Annotated in this window: 15 protein-coding genes and 1 tRNA gene; 7 read left to right on the top strand and 9 right to left on the bottom strand. The window is 54.6% G+C overall.

Annotation, left to right across the window (positions count from 1 at the left end):
• Window positions 1-41: 41 nt before the first annotated feature.
• Window positions 42-800, bottom strand: coding sequence for a DUF3604 domain-containing protein (locus AC2FFH_RS13720; protein ID WP_496844608.1), 759 nt, complete (start codon window positions 798-800; stop codon window positions 42-44).
• A 227-nt stretch (window positions 801-1,027) separates the two neighbouring features.
• Window positions 1,028-2,293, bottom strand: a complete 1,266-nt coding sequence (locus AC2FFH_RS13725; protein WP_496770926.1) for a TAXI family TRAP transporter solute-binding subunit — start codon at window positions 2,291-2,293, stop codon at window positions 1,028-1,030.
• A gap of 420 nt (window positions 2,294-2,713) precedes the next feature.
• On the opposite strand from AC2FFH_RS13725, the gene AC2FFH_RS13730 reads away from it, so the two are divergent.
• Window positions 2,714-3,121: a (R)-mandelonitrile lyase gene (locus AC2FFH_RS13730; RefSeq protein WP_496727363.1), complete on the top strand. Its 408-nt coding sequence runs from the start codon at window positions 2,714-2,716 to the stop codon at window positions 3,119-3,121.
• Between the two features lie 173 nt (window positions 3,122-3,294).
• Here the strand turns inward: AC2FFH_RS13730 and AC2FFH_RS13735 are convergent, their stop codons facing one another.
• The 3 genes from AC2FFH_RS13735 to AC2FFH_RS13745 form a co-directional block, all read right to left on the bottom strand.
• Window positions 3,295-3,507: a hypothetical protein gene (locus AC2FFH_RS13735; protein WP_496844609.1), complete on the bottom strand. Its 213-nt coding sequence runs from the start codon at window positions 3,505-3,507 to the stop codon at window positions 3,295-3,297.
• Between the two features lie 506 nt (window positions 3,508-4,013).
• The gene (locus AC2FFH_RS13740) at window positions 4,014-4,367 is read right to left on the bottom strand and encodes a putative quinol monooxygenase (RefSeq protein ID WP_058284100.1); all 354 of its coding nucleotides are present in this window, start codon (window positions 4,365-4,367) and stop codon (window positions 4,014-4,016) included.
• Window positions 4,368-4,463: 96 nt separating this feature from the next.
• On the bottom strand, window positions 4,464-5,225 hold the full coding sequence (locus AC2FFH_RS13745) for an IclR family transcriptional regulator (protein ID WP_496844610.1): 762 nt from the start codon (window positions 5,223-5,225) through the stop codon (window positions 4,464-4,466).
• A 70-nt stretch (window positions 5,226-5,295) separates the two neighbouring features.
• Between AC2FFH_RS13745 and AC2FFH_RS13750 the strand changes: the two genes are divergently transcribed.
• From AC2FFH_RS13750 to AC2FFH_RS13760, 3 genes are read left to right on the top strand one after another with little or no spacing between them, the layout of a single operon-like run.
• A complete protein-coding gene (locus AC2FFH_RS13750) occupies window positions 5,296-6,651 on the top strand; it encodes a selenium-binding family protein (RefSeq protein WP_496770744.1) in 1,356 nt (451 codons plus the stop codon).
• Window positions 6,652-6,653: 2 nt separating this feature from the next.
• Window positions 6,654-7,013, top strand: a complete 360-nt coding sequence (locus AC2FFH_RS13755) for a 2Fe-2S iron-sulfur cluster-binding protein (protein WP_050605474.1) — start codon at window positions 6,654-6,656, stop codon at window positions 7,011-7,013.
• A 3-nt stretch (window positions 7,014-7,016) separates the two neighbouring features.
• A complete protein-coding gene (locus tag AC2FFH_RS13760) occupies window positions 7,017-7,481 on the top strand; it encodes a CoA-binding protein (protein WP_496770747.1) in 465 nt (154 codons plus the stop codon).
• Between the two features lie 768 nt (window positions 7,482-8,249).
• On the opposite strand, the gene AC2FFH_RS13765 is transcribed toward AC2FFH_RS13760, so the two are convergent.
• The 4 genes from AC2FFH_RS13765 to AC2FFH_RS13780 form a co-directional block, all read right to left on the bottom strand.
• A tRNA-Arg gene (locus AC2FFH_RS13765) sits at window positions 8,250-8,326 on the bottom strand.
• A gap of 64 nt (window positions 8,327-8,390) precedes the next feature.
• Window positions 8,391-9,773, bottom strand: a complete 1,383-nt coding sequence (locus AC2FFH_RS13770) for an ATP-binding protein (RefSeq protein WP_496844611.1) — start codon at window positions 9,771-9,773, stop codon at window positions 8,391-8,393.
• Window positions 9,774-9,791: 18 nt separating this feature from the next.
• Window positions 9,792-11,210, bottom strand: a complete 1,419-nt coding sequence (locus AC2FFH_RS13775; protein WP_496844612.1) for a dihydrolipoyl dehydrogenase family protein — start codon at window positions 11,208-11,210, stop codon at window positions 9,792-9,794.
• Window positions 11,211-11,214: 4 nt separating this feature from the next.
• Entirely contained in the window at window positions 11,215-11,946 is a 732-nt protein-coding gene (locus AC2FFH_RS13780; protein ID WP_432653424.1) for a TVP38/TMEM64 family protein, read from the bottom strand.
• A 296-nt stretch (window positions 11,947-12,242) separates the two neighbouring features.
• Here AC2FFH_RS13780 and rpmH point away from each other — a divergent pair, with 296 nt between their 5' ends.
• The 3 genes from rpmH to yidD are packed head-to-tail and all read left to right on the top strand — an operon-like array spanning window position 12,243 to window position 13,064.
• Window positions 12,243-12,377: a 50S ribosomal protein L34 gene (rpmH, locus tag AC2FFH_RS13785; RefSeq protein WP_005632162.1), complete on the top strand. Its 135-nt coding sequence runs from the start codon at window positions 12,243-12,245 to the stop codon at window positions 12,375-12,377.
• Between the two features lie 25 nt (window positions 12,378-12,402).
• A complete protein-coding gene (rnpA, locus tag AC2FFH_RS13790) occupies window positions 12,403-12,828 on the top strand; it encodes a ribonuclease P protein component (RefSeq protein WP_496770126.1) in 426 nt (141 codons plus the stop codon).
• Window positions 12,825-13,064: a membrane protein insertion efficiency factor YidD gene (gene yidD / locus AC2FFH_RS13795; protein WP_058272404.1), complete on the top strand. Its 240-nt coding sequence runs from the start codon at window positions 12,825-12,827 to the stop codon at window positions 13,062-13,064. Before rnpA ends, yidD begins: the two co-directional genes overlap by 4 nt.
• Window positions 13,065-13,099: the final 35 nt, after the last annotated feature.

Genomic DNA, 13,099 nt, shown 5'->3' on the forward strand with positions numbered 1-13,099 from the left:
CTTGGCGGTTACGATGAGCCAGAAACCCTCTCTTATCAAATCTACTTAAACTGTCCCATTGGTGCTGACGTCAGACATTGGCCTGTTGTTTCTTCGGCTTGTTCCATCCATGCCCAAAGGTCTTCGGGGTCGAAGCTATCAAAGTTCGAGAACGGGATGATCTTGTCCGCGCCCTCTTTGCCACCGTTGAATATGACATTCCTGTGCAGGTTGTTCCGCTGTGGGTTTGAGGTCCACTCGAACCCTATAAGCGCAGTAAACAAACCCGGTTGATTGTGTGCCTCAGCGGCGGAGGTAATGTTGCTCCACGCTGTCTGGTAGATCTCCTGATAATCCGCCAATGGGTCTGTGCCAGTGGACTTGGCTTGGCTCCAAATCGACCATGCGCCAACGGGATCACCTGCCTCGACAGCCGTGTTCAGTTGCTGGCCAAACTCCGTGGAGAGCAGCGTGGCATCCTTGACTGAGAGCAGCGGCGCAAGACCAAGGTTTTCGGCGTGATCGGCAATAACCAGAAAATCCAATGGTCGGCGCAACCTCGCTTCGACACCGGTGCTGGATATAACGACTTCGCCTTTGGCAAACCTGTACGCTTCATCAGGGCCAAGTACATTCCCGATCATACCGGCATCGGCAGAGTATGATGTATGCAAATGGGTATCGCCGAAAAAGACCTGATTAGGGAAGTTTTGTTGTGGGTAGGGGGAATACTCTCTGTCGCCAGGTTGAGTGCTTGGGACGTCCTCGGCGTGCGCACCAGCCGCAAGCGCGATAGTCAGAATAGATGCTAAACGGATCATTTCCTAACCTCATATTTTGTTCAAACCTAACAACGCTCAATACAAGTAACTATGACGCATAATCTGAACTCTATTCGTTCAGCACAGCCGCCGCTAAATAAATCTCTGCGAACGATGGCTGCGACCCCAAAGCGGCGTACACGCAATAACTAAAGCACACACCTGTATCGAAGTCTCAAATTAAAAAGGTATTTTAGCGTGGTTTGCTTGCGAACGTTGAGGTTTCATCAACTTTTTGCAGTTTGACGACGCGCAATCTCCTGTCGAATTAGGTCTACGTGCAAACGTGCATCATATGCTCCCTGGCGGTATGCGAGCGGCAGATTCAGATTTGCAAGGGCGGTGTCCACGTTTTCGATATTTTTGGCGACTTCTTCAACCTCAGTTGAGGTCTGTGCCTTGCTGAGTTCCTCCTCAAGCGCCATGATACGCTGATAAAAACGCCAGACCCGGCGCTTTTGAAACCACACGTAACTGGACGGGACTATCCGCAAAAACGGTACTAAGAACAACAAAGGCAACAGCAATAACAGTACGCTGCCAAACTGCGCTGCGATCCAATATGGCAAGACGCCATGCAAAAAGTTTGGCCCAGAGTTTATGAGTTCTGTGGCAATTTTGTTCAGTGGTACAGGCGGTGAAGCCGTGTTCGGGTACTCGCGCGCACTTTGCAAAATATTAGGTTCGCTATGAATGTTCTTTGCTGCATTCACTAACCTATCGGTTACTGCAGGGTGCAGATCGGATGCGGCGATAAGTGAAGCTCGCAATGCTAAGATCTTGACGTCCTCTGGTGGTCTCGGAGGGTCAAGTGTGATTGATCCTGCCGGTACAGTTACCGAATTCGCTCCGGAAAGTTTCAATGCAAGGGCATCGACCAAAGCCATAGGGACGAAAATGATTTCTGGATCAAAGATCGCATCCATAAGGTAAGGTGCATCGAGTGGAGCGACAAACAACGCTGCATCCGCTTCGTTGGCATACAACGCCTCTATCGCGTCATTGCCCCCGAAATCGACGAGGTCTATGTCGACATTTTGCAACCCAGCGGCCTCAATTAGCGCTAAAGCGGCGGCGCGAGTACCGGACGCCTTGGTTCCTGCAGCTAAGCGAATGTCTCCCCATTCTCCTGCATTGGCCCCGACTGGACTCGACTTTCCGCGGAACACCACCATAGGTTCAAGAAAAATGGCGCCCAAAGACTGTAAGTTTTCGTCCTGAGGTATTTCCAGACCACCCTGAACAAATGCGGCATCCACTTCGCCAGAAACAAGTTTCTGAATGTTCTCAACGGACCCCTCGGTTTCAACTAAAACTACCTGAATGTCGTCACGTGCAAGTTCTGCTTTGTAGAGCTGTCCAACTTGCCAATATCCGCCGCCGCTAATGCCAGCAGCCAGCTTAATACTGTTGGGCGGTTTCAAGCCAAAGATCAGAAAAACAAGCAACCCGATAAACATAATCGGAAAGAGAATGAAAAGAGCTAAGCGCATTTATTCTCACATTCAGATGATCGGAACCGATAATTCGTTCTCATTTGATAGCAGTCTTTTTGCCAACGAGAAACCAATCACAGTGGGTAGCACTCAAAAGTTCGAGTTCCTCGGTTCAAGTATCCCTGAAGATTAAGTTGGTCGCGCAAAAAACCAAGAGCGCTTGAACAAGGTTGAGATCAAAAACTGGCCGTCTAGGCAACGGTTTATCCTATCGCAAACCAGAGTTTTAGTTTTGTCTTTTTTGTCGGCAATGTCCGCAACTCGGCCGTAGGTCCTGTTCAAACCGATGACCGGTTCCAGTCGCATTCTGGGCATTCGACAATGGCGCTCTGATGGCCGCGTCGACCCGGCGCGCCTCTGGGTTTGAAATCGGAACTCTGCTAAGTCGCTGAGAGAAGCGCATCGAAGGAGCACATCATGGAGATTCACCGCGCCGGGGACCGGCCCTCTCAATTTCCTGGCAATGAGTATTTCACCGGTACGGTTCGCTTTGATCCCGTTGTGACAGGGAATGATCCCTCGCCGGTCAAGATTCTTACGGTGACTTTTGAACCCGGCGCACGGACAGCTTGGCACACGCACCCTGCCGGTCAAACGCTGCATGTTTTGTCGGGCTTGGGCCTGGCTGGGTCTGAGGGGCAGCCAGTGCAGGTGTTGCGCCCTGGCGATACGGTGTGGTTCGCGCCAGGAGAGCGACATTGGCACGGCGCGTCGCCAGACTGTGCGATGACCCATCTGGCTGTGCAGACGTCTGTCGAGGGCAAGACTGCGGATTGGATGGAGCATGTCTCGGACGAGGATTACAGCACAGCCCGCGCAGAATGAAGCGTTTGAGCCCTACCGAGCAAGTCGCAGCATAGTAACCCTTTCTACGCCCATTCAAAAAGGGGTTAACGGATTTTTTCATCTCGTGACAGGCGCGGCCCTCGTTTCGTCCCTGAGGGGTCCGCACAGCGCGTTTTCACTCTTCTGGATTTCTGGCCCCCTCAGCCACCCATTTACCCTGCAAAATCCCATCGCTGCAGAACGTCTCTCGCCCGTGCCATTTTCTGCGCGTTGGCCACAACCTCATGCGCTCCGTCGCGCACCGCCTCATCGAACAGAAAAGGCTCCTCGTACCCACATGCATTGCAGGCAGCCTTCTCACCCGTAACCACCGCATCCAGCGATCCGCATTCCGGGCATCGTGCCTGGACGTCATCGTTGAACATATCGCGACCTCTCCTTCCTTTACCTATTGCCAGAACCGGGTCCCCCCGCCAGCATCGCTGATTGGCGCATCCGCTTGAACTCGTCTGGGGTGACGGTTCCGCTGCTGACATCGATACCTTTAGGGATCCGCGCTCTCTTGTGTCCGATCGCGCGAACGCTGCCTCTTGTGATCTCCAGACAGGTCGACAAGTAGCATGTCAGCCCGCTTGTGTTGATTTGGATGGCAGTCTGACCGTTCGCGTCAGTGACCAATGGAGCCTGCGTAGGCGGGCTGCACGCTGAAACCAGCAACGCAAACCCAAAATAGATCCATCCGTTCATACGAAATTCCCTTTTTCTCTAAAATAGGCTGGCAGCTGTTCAGTCAAATCTGTCGGGTATCAGCTTCGAGCGCATCGAAGACGCTCTCGAAATATCATCGCATGATCGCATCGAGTCCAAAGCGGACCAGCACCGAAACCCGTAATGTTCTCGCACGGACGAAAATCTCAAACGTCGGTCAATTTTACCATAGTAGCAGGCTTGCTTTTTGCGCCTCGAAACCTTTTGGCGTCGGAAAAAGCGAGCGCATCCTGGCAACAAGTTCGATCTCACCATCCAGCATCTTTCGGACAGTGTTCAACCAGTTATTGAAGGTTTCAGATTCCCAATGATCTTGGACCGCGGCTTCGTTTCTGAACACTTCGTAGAAATAGAAACGATTTGGGTTTGTCTCATCCACCATAATATGAAACTGGAAAACATCGGGTTCTTCACTGACAACATTTTGCGCTTGGAAGATGCTGGCGTCCAAAAATGGCTGCCGATACTCAGGTTTTACGTTGATCACGAAGAACCCACCAAACATTGCATCGTCCATATTTGTCTCCCTCATTGACCTAAAAGCGGCGAAGGTCGCAAAACACACCTGTCCTGCTGGATAGCGTTAACCTACAGCACTGCGATACCCACGAACCTAAGCGGGTATCCTTTCTTTATCTGCTTCACCCCATCCTAGCGCGCGTGCAAGTTCGTGTGACATTGTGGTAAGTGTATGGCCAATCTTTTCTCGCTTCGAAGGTGTAAACACCCGAAGAGACGCCGTAGCGCCGATTGAAAGCGTCGCACCAACACCTGTCTTGGTCAGCGTTGTTGCGACAGAACTGATCCCGTGCTCGAGCTCTTCAACACATACGGCATACCCTTTGGCTCGAATGACATCGAGTTCCGCGGCCAGATCCTTAGGGTCTGTAATCGTGCGATCTGTGTACCGCTTAAGCTGCCCATCCAATCGGTCTTGAGACAGCAGCTCAGGCGACACGGCGGCGATTGCCTTGGCGCAAGAGCAAGCGTGCATTGGTCGTTTGCCCATACCTGGATGAAGAAAAGACACGCCCGTCTGCGGTGTCTCCACATGAATAATCTCAACCCAATTGCCCCGTAGCCGAGACAAGAAAAACGCAGCGCCATAGTCATTAGCGGCGCCAGAGAGGACAGGCGCAATCACCTGCAAAAGAGCGGGATCAGAGTGATCGCTCAACGTGATACGCTTTAGCCTAATCCCAATCGCGAACTCACCGCGGGTTGGTGATTCAAGTAGGCCGGACAAAACAAGGTCTTGAACCAGCCTGTAGGCCGTCGGTTTAGGTATATCGGACTGGGCACAGATATCCGCTACGGACGCACGTCCTTTTTGACCCACGATTTCCAAAATCAGCGCTAATCGTTCGAGATGCATTTTTCTCACTTTATGATAACTAAGTTTTCGATATACGATACAATTTAGGGAATCAAGGGAGGAGCATACGATGGATGGACAATGCTGTGGACCGGGCTTCAAGAGTCCGCAAGAAGCCATCAAAGCCCCCCGAGAAAAGCTACTCTACACGATCGCCATCTACACCGGGACAGGGATTCAGAAACCTGATTACCTTGCTACAGTGGATGTCGACCCTAACAGCTCGACCTATTCTCAGGTAATCCATAGGCTGGAAATGCCGGGGATTGGGGACGAGCTTCACCACATGGGGTGGAACGCCTGTTCGTCCTGTCACGACGACGGCTCGATGTCCCGCAAATACCTGATCCTGCCGGGCGTACGCTCTAACAACCTTCATATCGTTGATACAGCCACTGACCCGCGTGCGCCGCGGTTGCATAAGGTCATCGACGGGGCGGAAATCAAGGCCAAGACAGATTTATCGGGCCCGCATACGGTGCATTGTTTGGGCTCGGAAATCATCATTTCCTTCCTTGGAAATGCCAAGGGTGAAGCTCCTGGAGGCTATCTGCATCTCGATAAAGAGTTCAACATCGTCGGTCGCTGGGAAACCTCGATGGGCGAGATCAAATTCGGCTATGACTTCTGGTACCAACCACGCCACAACGTGATGGTCAGTTCCGAATGGGCTGCGCCCAATACCTTCATGCCGGGCTTCGATCTGGAAGAAGTGGGCCATCTGAAATATGGGCGCGAGCTGCATTTTTGGGATTTCGAAAGGCGCGAACCGGTCGAAAGCTTCTATCTGGGTGAAGACGGGCTGTTGCCACTGGAAGTCAAGTTCCACCATGACCCCGACAGCACGCATGGGTTCTGTGGCGCAGCTCTTTCGACCAATGTGATCCATTGGTGGCAAGACGATGCAAAAAAGTGGCAGTGGGAAAAGATCATCGACGTGGAAAACGAGATGCACCCCGAATGGCCGATCCCGTTGCCGGGGGTTATGTCGGCGATCCTGATTTCGATGGACGACAAATACTTGTACCTGAACAATTGGCTGCATGGAGATATGCGCCAGTATGACATCACCGACCCGCATAATCCCAAGCTGACCGGCCAAGTGTTTATGGGGGGCCTTTTGGGTAAAGCTCCGATCGTTAACGGGGTCGAGGTCGCGGGTGGTCCGCAAATGTTCCAGCTCTCTCTCGACGGGCGAAGGCTTTATGTCACGACCTCGCTGTTCTCGACTTGGGATAACCAGTTCTATCCCGAGATCCGCGAAAAGGGCGGGGTTATGGTGATGATCGATTGCGACCCTGAAAACGGTGGTATGAAGATCAACGAGGATTTCATTGTGGACTTTGGCAAAGAACCGAATGGTCCATCGCGCTGTCACGAGAGCCGGTATCCGGGCGGTGATTGCACAAGCGACATCTGGCTATGACTATGTATACCGTGACGATCGCGAACAGAGATGGCGCGCAATACTGTGTGGATGCGCGGCGCCCACTTCTGGAAACGCTGAGAGAACAGGGCGTCGACTTGCCTTTTGGGTGCAAGTATGGCGGCTGCATTACCTGCGCGGCAAAACTAAAGACTGGCGCGATCGATCAACGCCGACAGGTTGCGCTGAATAATCGGCAAATCGCGAACGGCTATGTGATCCTTTGCGTGGCACGTCCGACATCCGACATCACGCTTGAGATCGGGGTCGAGAGCCATGGCAAGCTGTACCGCAATCCGTTTCTCGACCCTCTCAAACCCCACGAACTCAAGGCTGACATTGCGACGCCGAAGGAAGGTTAACCGATGCCCGAAGCAGATATCGACCACATCTACGATTACGACCCCAATTACCTCGCCGACATCCTGCAGTCGGTTAAAACCATTGCAATGGTGGGGGCTAGCGCGGACAAAACGAAATTCAGCTATGGCGTTCTGCGACAGCTGAGTGAAATCGGCTATGATATTCTACCGGTGAATCCTAACCCGAATGTTTCGGAAATTAGAGGGCTCAAAGTCTACCACTCATTGGAAGAGATCGACAAACATGTTGATATGGTAGACGTTTTCCGCCCGAAGGAAGAGTTATATGCCTTTGCCGAGAAGGCTATCGCAATCGGGGCAAAAGTTCTTTGGGGTCAAATCGGTGTGTATGACGACAAAGCAGCGCAACTCGCAGAAGCGGCGGGCCTTAAAGTCGTGATGAACCGATGCCCCAAGATTGAACTCTTCCGCCCATTTTGGAAGCCGCGCTTGGACCTAAAGATATGATGGAAATTCGATTGGTAGCGGCCTCCTCAGCATCCAATGAGGGTGCCAATTGAGATATTGTGCTTACGGAAGAGAAGACAAGTAATCCTGTCACTCTACACAACCGCCTAGTCTAAAACCAAAAATGTCCGATTTGTTTGGAGAACCAAAGGCCGCTTTGTCCGCAATCTGTGAATTCGTCCAACCACAGATTTTGCGGGCGCAGCGAATGACCGGAATGCGGGCTGCAAATGCAGAATATCGGTACCGTGTCGAGTGACCGGTATGGGCCGCTGTCACTTTTGCGGTTTGACAGAATTTAACAATCGCCAATGGTGGCGGGTCATCCTCCCCGCCGCTTTCCTTTCCTAGGTCAGCGGGATTTGGACAAGCCAAACACCCCTGGCCGTCAGGGTGAGGGCGCAGCCCTCGCCCTCGGGCAACCCTATTAGACAGGGCCGTGTCCTCGGCTGCGCCTCCGGTCCGCACCACCCCTGTGAATAGCATTGCCTCGCCCCCTCCCGCGTTCGCCACGTGGCAGATCAGCAGGAACAGGCAGCTTCGCTGTCTGATCTGCAAATCAGCCCTGATTTTCAAAAAAGGGAAGCCAGGTCAAACAAAGTCATTGCGGGAGTATTAAAATGGGGATTCTGGATCAGTTTAGACGCAAAGGCCAAATTCAACTTATGGCCAACATCGGGGGGTGCCTTCCGGTGTCGAACGTTCACCCGTTTCTGGTCCAACTGTGACGGTTGGGTCAGGTTCGTGTGACGTTCAACAGTAAACCAGTGGCGGACCGAGGAGGATTCGAACCCCCGACCCCTTGATTCGTAGTCAAGTACTCTATCCAGCTGAGCTATCGGTCCGCGTTGGTGAGGCGGTATTTAGACCCGGTGTTCGGGACACGCAAGTCGATTCTTCAAAAAGTTTTCAAAAAGTCCCATCGCCCCGCGGAAGCCTGATTTCAAAGGTCGTCCCCTCGGGCCCGCTATGGGCCAATATCAGGTCCCCGCCGTGCCCACGCACCAGTTCCTGCGAGATGGCAAGCCCCAGCCCAGAGCCTCCCTTACGCACCCCGCCCTGAAATGGCGTAAACAGCTTCTCGCGTGCTTTGGGCGGCAATCCAGGTCCGTTATCCCTGATCTCAACACACCAATCGTCTTTATACTCGCAGCCGGCGATCGTGATGTTTCCCGGCGTCCCGGATGCCACCAGGGCCTGCCGCGCATTGCGCACAAGGTTCATCATGACACGGAATATCTGCTCAGGGTCTGCCCGGGCCACAAGGTCTTTGGGCACATCGTTCACGATCTCGACGCAGGCATCCGCAACAGCCAGCTGTTCGCTGGCCACGACGTCGGCCGCGATATCGTGCAAGGGTACCATTGTCAGGGTTGGCGCGGGCTCTTCCGCGCGCCCGAAGGCCAGCGTGCTTTCGCACAGTGACACCGCCCGCGTGATCGAATTCACCAGCTTGGGCGCCATACGCCTTACCAGAGGATCATCGCTGGTTTCGATCCGGTCGGTAAACAGTTGTGCCGAAGTCAGTATGTTCCGAAGATCGTGGCTCACCTTGGCCACCGCGCCGCCCAGTTGCGCCAGGCGTTCACGTTGCTTCAGGGCCTGAGTCAGTTCGGTCTGCAGCTGCTGCAACGCTTCTTCAGCCTCGCGCAGTTCTGTCACTTTGGAGTTGGGGGAGATGATTCCCCTCGCGTCTTCGGGTGCCCCTGCATAGCGCTGCATATAACCAACAACACTTTTGATCGGTTTCACCAGAACAACGCGCACGGCCAAGAACAAAAAGAACGCGGTGATAATGGAAATTACGAAAGACAGCCCCAGAATGCGCAGGCCATAATCGGTCATCGCCATTCGCAGTGGCATGCTGTCTATGGTGACTTCAATCAGCAGTCCTGCCCCTTTGACCGGCTCGCCAATAACGCGGATGACTTCGTTCTCTGTGGTGAACAGTCGCGCCAGCGCGTCGCGGATCAACACCCAAGGCCCTGCGTCGCGCAGATCGTAGGTCTTGGTGATCTGTTCCGGAATCGGCGAAGACAGCATAAGCTGGCGCATCTCATCGCGACGCAACACGACGTTATAGACACCAGCGTTGGCCAGCAGCTCGGTCTCGAGGTCTTCGGCCAGCATATCGTCAGCCAGCAGCGCCAAGGACGCGATCTGCGCGCGCTCAAGCCGGTTCAGCAGAAAGTCTTCGCGAAAGCGCGCGATGGAAGGAACAAAGATCAAAATCTCGGCCAACATCACGAAGACCGTCGTCAGGATCAGAAATCGGCCCGACAGCGAATTCAATCTGCTCTCCCTTCCTGGTCAGGACATCCAGCGCTGGACGAACCTGACCACTTGTTTAACCGTTTGATTCTCAAACAGCCTTGGCGAGAAATAGGCACCCGCCACCCGTTTGTTAAGCTCTCCAATCGTCGGATAGGGCGAAACCATCGCAGCGATCTGCCCCATCTTCAGGTTATTGGCCAACGCAAGCGACCACAAGTTGATCAGCTCTCCGGCCTGATGCCCCACGATCGTGACCCCAACAGGCCGGCCCTTTACGACCATGACTTTAATGAACCCCTTGGTTTTCCGCTCAGAGATTGCCCGGTCGTTATGGTGATAGTCAAAGCGCGCGATTTCGATCTTGTCACCATGGTGTTCGCGGGCCTGAGCCTCGGTCAGGCCCACCTGCGCCAATTCCGGGTCGGTGTAGGTCGCCCAAGGGATATGTGCGGTTTTTGCCTTTGACGGTAAAGCAAACAAAGCGGAACGGATGATAATGCCCGCGTGATATCCAGCGACATGAGTGAATTGCAGACCACCAGCGACGTCGCCAATGGCGTAAACTCTGCGATTCGTCGTGCGCAGCGCGTCATCGACCTTGATCCCGTTGCGGGTTGGTTCAATCCCGGCAGCCTTTAAGTTCAAACGGTCTGTGTTGGCCTTACGCCCGGCGGCCAACAATAAATGAGACCCCGAATAGATCTCACCCGCCTCGGTCACAATTTCTATGGCCCCTTTGTTGTCGCGAATCTGGGCGACCATAGCCTGTTCATGAATAACCACACCTTCGGCGCGCAAGCTGTCCAGAACGACCGCGGCGGCCTCGCGGTCATCCTTGCCCAGCGCCTTCAGGCCTTCGACAACCGTGACCTTACAGCCCAGTCGGACATGCGCTTGCGCCATCTCCATCCCGATCGGTCCGCCACCAATAATCAAAAGATGTTCAGGCTTGTCGCGCAGGTCAAAGATCGTCTCATTGGTATAGAATGGCACCTGATCCAATCCCGGAATCGGAGGCACCAAAGGCGAAGAGCCCGTCGCGATCACTATGCGCCGTGCGGTGATCATGTTGTCGCCCGCCTGCACCTGTGTCGGAGAGACGAAGCTGCCGAATTCCCGGATCACATTTACGCCGAAACCTTCAAACCGTTCCTGACTGTCCATCGGCTCGATCTGAGCGATAACATCGTGAACGTGGTCTTTGGCGGCGGCGTAGTCGGCCTGCGGTACCACGTCAGCCACGCCCAGCGCGGCAGAATGTGCCTGACCGTAAGCTGCCTTGCCGCTGGCAATCAGAGCCTTGGAAGGGACGCAGCCGAAGTTGAGGCAATCGCCACCCATCTTGTGACCTTCCAGCAGAATCACATCGGCCCCCATCTGGCTGGCGCCAGCAGCGACTGACAGCCCCCCGGACCCGGCGCCAATCACCAGGATGTCGGTTTTCAATTCTTGCATGATTTCAGCGGTCCTTTCGGCCACGCAGGGATTTGATGACAATTGGCAGCGTGGCCAGCACACACAAGCCGATGATCGGGCCAATCACAAATGGTTCCCATAACAGCGATACATCAGGTGTTTCGCCCCGATCGAACACACCACCCAGCCCGACGCCGATCCATGTGTAGACGATTCCGCCCGGGATAATGCCCAGCGCGGTGGTGATCAGGAAGTTGCGGAACCTCACGCCAACCAGCGCAGGCACCAGGTTGGCCACAAAAAACGGCACAACGGGAACAAGACGCAATAGAAACAGCACCGAGATCTCATTCTCCCGCAGCCCGTCTTTCAGTTTCTTGATCGTCCCTTCCGAGGATTCAAGCCGTTTGGTCAAGGATTCGCCCAACCCCCAGCGCGCCGCCAGAAAGATTGCAGAGGCTCCGATGGTTGCCGCAAACACGTTGAATACGGTTCCGGCGAACAAGCCAAAAAGAAACCCGCCGGTCATTGACGCCACTGCGGCACCTGGCAGCGAAAACGCGACGATGACAATGTAAATGCCAACGAAAGCTGCCGCCATCGCCCAGTAGTTGGCGTCGCGCCAGGCCAATAGCGCCTCACGATTGTCGCGCAGGGTCTCAAAAGTCAGGTAGTCGCCCAGTGTGAAGAATCCCACCGCAGCGACGGCGAGAATCACCAGCAATGGAATATGCCGCGCCAACCCGTTGCGCGGTGCCTGAGTCGTTTCGCTCATAAGGCTGTCCGGTTTGTTACGTTTCATTCTGACCCCAACATGCGCTGCTTGCGCCCTACGCAACAGGGGGCTCACGCTGCCTTGATGTTTTTGGTAGGGAATGTGAGGGTTTGGGGCGATAATCCCGCTGTTTTGAAACCTTTTGCCCGACCCGATTACAGAATTGTTGCAAAAGCCGCGAAAACCCCCACCTAGGGGTTTGACTTACCACCCACTACCCAGTAGAGGACGGGCTTCGAACACCACGGGCAGGCGAATCCGCGCTGCACCCGACCGCATAGATTGGAGACGGAGCGATGAAACGCACCTATCAGCCTTCGAACCTGGTTCGCAAACGCCGCCACGGTTTCCGCGCGCGCATGGCCACTAAGGCCGGCCGCAAAATCCTGAACTCGCGCCGCGCACGCGGTCGCAAGTCGCTGAGCGCGTAGACCGCTCACCGATCAGGTTTTGAACATGACGCCGCCGGAGGCCCTCGTGGATGGTAAGAACCAGCCCGGGGAAACGCCCCCGGCGGCGTCCGTTTGCGCGCCTGAATCTTTGACCGTTCTCAGGAAACGATCTGATTTCCTTAAGGCAGCGCGTGCCCGCAGGCAGGGCACATCCTCGATGATGGTGCAGGCTCGCAAACGTACCCCGGATGAAGCAGCAGGAATTCGGGTTGGCTTTACCTGTTCCAAAAAGGTTGGCAATGCCGTAGCACGCAACCGCGCCAAACGCAGGTTGCGCGAGGCCGCCCGGGCTGTTCTGCCCGTCAATGGCAATGACGGGTGGGATTACGTCCTGATTGGTCGGGCCGAAACCACAGCCGCGCGACCCTATGAGGCACTTCTGGACGATCTGCGCTATGCGCTTCGCAAAGTGCACAACTCGCGGAAATGACTCTCTTCTCTCATATCCTGGCTATGCCCGTCAGGGCCTATCGGCTTGTATTCAGCCCTTGGGTTGGCTTCAATTGCCGATACCAGCCCACCTGCTCGGCCTATGCGCTGGAAGCACTGGAAAAGCATGGGGCCATCAAGGGAAGCTGGCTGGCGGCACGGCGGATTGGCCGATGCCATCCCTGGGGCGGTGATGGGTATGACCCCGTACCCAACCACAAGGAAGACGACAGCTGATCTTTATGACCCTCCGTCAGCCTTGACCCATTCGG

The sequence above is a fragment of the Ruegeria sp. YTSC003 genome, from assembly GCF_059609785.1.

Coding starts and splice junctions, on each gene's coding strand:
- AC2FFH_RS13750 (WP_496770744.1), top strand. CDS start 5,296: ATGGATGGACAATGCTGTGGACCGGGCTTCAAGAGTCCGCAAGAAGCC.
- AC2FFH_RS13760 (WP_496770747.1), top strand. CDS start 7,017: ATGCCCGAAGCAGATATCGACCACATCTACGATTACGACCCCAATTAC.
- yidD (WP_058272404.1), top strand. CDS start 12,825: ATGACTCTCTTCTCTCATATCCTGGCTATGCCCGTCAGGGCCTATCGG.
- AC2FFH_RS13725 (WP_496770926.1), bottom strand. CDS start 2,293: ATGCGCTTAGCTCTTTTCATTCTCTTTCCGATTATGTTTATCGGGTTG.
- AC2FFH_RS13735 (WP_496844609.1), bottom strand. CDS start 3,507: ATGTTCAACGATGACGTCCAGGCACGATGCCCGGAATGCGGATCGCTG.
- AC2FFH_RS13720 (WP_496844608.1), bottom strand. CDS start 800: ATGATCCGTTTAGCATCTATTCTGACTATCGCGCTTGCGGCTGGTGCG.
- AC2FFH_RS13780 (WP_432653424.1), bottom strand. CDS start 11,946: ATGAGCGAAACGACTCAGGCACCGCGCAACGGGTTGGCGCGGCATATT.
- rnpA (WP_496770126.1), top strand. CDS start 12,403: ATGACGCCGCCGGAGGCCCTCGTGGATGGTAAGAACCAGCCCGGGGAA.
- AC2FFH_RS13755 (WP_050605474.1), top strand. CDS start 6,654: ATGTATACCGTGACGATCGCGAACAGAGATGGCGCGCAATACTGTGTG.
- AC2FFH_RS13775 (WP_496844612.1), bottom strand. CDS start 11,210: ATGCAAGAATTGAAAACCGACATCCTGGTGATTGGCGCCGGGTCCGGG.
- AC2FFH_RS13745 (WP_496844610.1), bottom strand. CDS start 5,225: ATGCATCTCGAACGATTAGCGCTGATTTTGGAAATCGTGGGTCAAAAA.
- AC2FFH_RS13740 (WP_058284100.1), bottom strand. CDS start 4,367: ATGGACGATGCAATGTTTGGTGGGTTCTTCGTGATCAACGTAAAACCT.
- rpmH (WP_005632162.1), top strand. CDS start 12,243: ATGAAACGCACCTATCAGCCTTCGAACCTGGTTCGCAAACGCCGCCAC.
- AC2FFH_RS13730 (WP_496727363.1), top strand. CDS start 2,714: ATGGAGATTCACCGCGCCGGGGACCGGCCCTCTCAATTTCCTGGCAAT.